At 33.2% G+C, this 3,000-nt stretch carries 2 protein-coding genes; both read left to right on the forward strand.

What is annotated here, in order from left to right:
- The first annotated feature begins 248 nt into the window (after positions 1–248).
- Positions 249–1,811 carry an IS21 family transposase gene (istA, locus tag U9P79_06285; GenBank protein MEA2104231.1) on the forward strand — a complete coding sequence of 521 codons (1,563 nt, stop codon included), beginning with the start codon at positions 249–251 and terminating at the stop codon, positions 1,809–1,811.
- Entirely contained in the window at positions 1,811–2,599 is a 789-nt protein-coding gene (istB, locus tag U9P79_06290) for an IS21-like element helper ATPase IstB (GenBank protein ID MEA2104232.1), read from the forward strand. Before istA ends, istB begins: the two co-directional genes overlap by 1 nt.
- The last annotated feature ends 401 nt before the right edge of the window (positions 2,600–3,000 follow it).

Consider the following 3,000-nt stretch of genomic DNA (forward strand, 5'->3'; position numbering starts at 1 on the left):
AGTCGGCAGTCTTCAGTCCGCAGTCTGTGCTTGCCTGAATAAGGTTGACTTTTTTTTGTTACTTTTCCTCTGCGTTTCTGCGACTCTGCGTTTAAACAAATCAAGAAGTCAGCAGTCTTGTAAGCAGCAACTAGCAATCGTCAAATTTTCGCAAAAGTAAATCGTCAAATTTTCGCAAAAGTAAATCACCACTTTAGAGAAAAATATTAAGTTAGGATTTCGAAATATTAATAGAAATCTTAAAAAATATGAATAACAAAAAACAAAAATTTTATATGTGGTACGAAGTACAAGAATTAACAAAAGAGGGTTTAAACAAGAGTCAGATACGCATTGAAACCGGATTGGACAGGTCCACAATTCGGAAGTATCAAAAAATGACAGAAGAAGAATTTCATAATTGGATACAAGATGTAAGGAATTTACCAAAGAAGTTATCGGGTTATCGAATTTTTGTAAAGGATTTATTGACACAAAAGCCCTACCTGTCGGCAGCCCAAATAGAAGACAGGCTAAAAGAGAACTACCGTGATTTGCCAAAAACACACAGTAAAACTATTTATAATTTTGTATTGGGAATAAGAAAACAATACGATATACCCAAGCCAGCAAAAACATCAGAAAGGCAATTTGCGAAACTGCCCGAGCCTGATTTTGGCAAAGAGGCACAAGTAGATTTTGGAGAAACCTGGCTGCAGACCAAACAAGGCGGCAGGAAGAAAGTTTACTTTTTAACAATGGTGCTTTCCAGATCGCGGTACAAGTTTGTTAAATTTGACGACAAACCATTTACGGCAAAAACATCATCCGAAGCCCACCACCTGGCATTTGCATATTTTCAGGGTGTCCCCAAAGAAATAATTTACGACCAGGATAGCGTGTTTATGCATGATGAAAACTTAGGCGATTATCTGTTGACCAAAGATTTTTCCAGCTTTTGTAAGACACAGGATTTTAAAGCGGTATTTTGCAGAAAAGCCGACCCACAAAGTAAAGGCAAGGTTGAGAGTGTTGTCAAATATGTAAAACAAAATTTTTTGCGAGGCAGAATTTTTATCAACATAGATTTACTCAATGAACAATCCCTTGCCTGGTTAAAAAGAACCGGCAATGCCAAAGTTCATTCAGTTACAAAATTAGTACCCGCTGAGCAATGGGAAGAAGAAAAAAACCATTTGTTACCGGTAAAATCAAAGGTTGAAAACAAAAAATTAAAATCCTATAAAGTAAGAAAAGACAACACAGTTTGTTTCAAAAGTAATTTCTACAGTTTACCACTTGGTACATATAAAGACAAGGAGAGCAATGTGATTTTAGAAATATTGGAAGAAGATTTAAAAATCCACACATCACAAAAAGAGCTGATATGCACACATAAATTATGTAACGAAAAAGGCCAAACTATCAGAAATACCGATCACGGCAGAGAGAAGTCAAAGACACTGGAAACGTATCAAAAACAGGTTTTAGAAATCTTTGACAATGCAGAAATTGCGAAAGAATATTTTGAAAAATTGCACAAAAACAAAAGCCGGTATTATCGCGACAATTTGCAATATATCATCAAAAACCACAAAACTTATTCAGATGAAAATAAAAAAGAAAGCATTTTATTCTGTATTGAAAATACGATATTCAACGCAAAAAATCTGATTGATATTCTTGATAAAAAACAGGCAGAAAGTCAAAAAGAAAAACAGGGATTGCCCGAAATTAAGAAGTTAGAAAATAGGGTAAAATATACCGAAGAGAGTAAATATAACAATGTAGAAACAAGTAATATCAAACAATACGAAAAAATATTAAGTTAATGGAAACACAAAGAAAACAGATACAATCGTATGCCGAAAGTTTGCGATTGACACATTTAAAAAAGAATGTGGAAAGCACCATCCATCAGGCACAAATAGACAAACCAACGTACTCGGAATACACTCTGACACTGTTGGAACAAGAAGTAAAACAAAGAAGGGAAACCGATTACCAAAGAAGGTTGAAAATGGCAGGACTGCCCACAACTCACGATTTAGATTATTATGATTTTAATTTTTCAAACGGAGTGAGCAAGTTTGAGCTAAAGCAGTTGAGAGAACTGGTATGGTTAGAGCAAAATTACAATATTGTATTTATGGGACCATCAGGAACCGGCAAAACATTTATGGCATCAGGATTAATTTTTGAAGCCGTAAAACAGGGTTATAAATCTTACTTTTTAACAATGGAAGAACTTATAAACATCATCAGGTTAAAAGAAGTAACTTCATCAGCATTAGGCAAATACAATCGTTTGTTAAAATCACATTTAATAGCCATTGATGATATAATGATGTTCCCTATGAAAAAACATGAAGCAGTGGCATTTTTTAATTTGATTGATTATCTTCATGAAAAAAGCTCGGTGATAATTACAACCAATAAATCACCAAAACAATGGGCAGATGCTTTGGAAGATGAAGTATTATCAACAGCTTTACTTGATAGGATTTTGTACAGATGTGAGGTTATAAAATTATCAGGACAGAGCTACCGGATGGAGAACAGGAAAACAATTTTTAATAATAATAATAATAACGATAAAGATGGTAATAAAAAGAAATAATAAAAGATTTGGATTGTTCAATTCTTTGTTCCGCTACGCTCCACAAAGAATTGAACAATCCAAAAAAAAATCTACAAAAGTGGTGATTTACTATTGCGAAAAATTGTAGATTTGCAATTGCGAAAAATTGGTGATTTTACTTTTGCCATTTACAGTTCAACAGAAGCCTATTTTGTTAATGATTTAGATGATTTACAGTAAGATATTGGAAAGTTCCATCCGATAGGATAAATTGGGTATCGCCAAATGCGACACCCAATTTAAAATAATTACTTTTGCAGTTTAAAATATATAAATATGAGTGAAAAAAATGAAGATAAAATAATGTTGGCAGATGAAATAATAATGGATAAAATTTATTTTATAAGAGGTCAAAAAGTGATGTTGGATAGAGATTTAGC

It is taken from the genome of Candidatus Cloacimonadota bacterium (assembly GCA_034661015.1).
In the GTDB taxonomy this organism is placed as follows: Bacteria; Cloacimonadota; Cloacimonadia; order JGIOTU-2; family JGIOTU-2; genus JAYEKN01.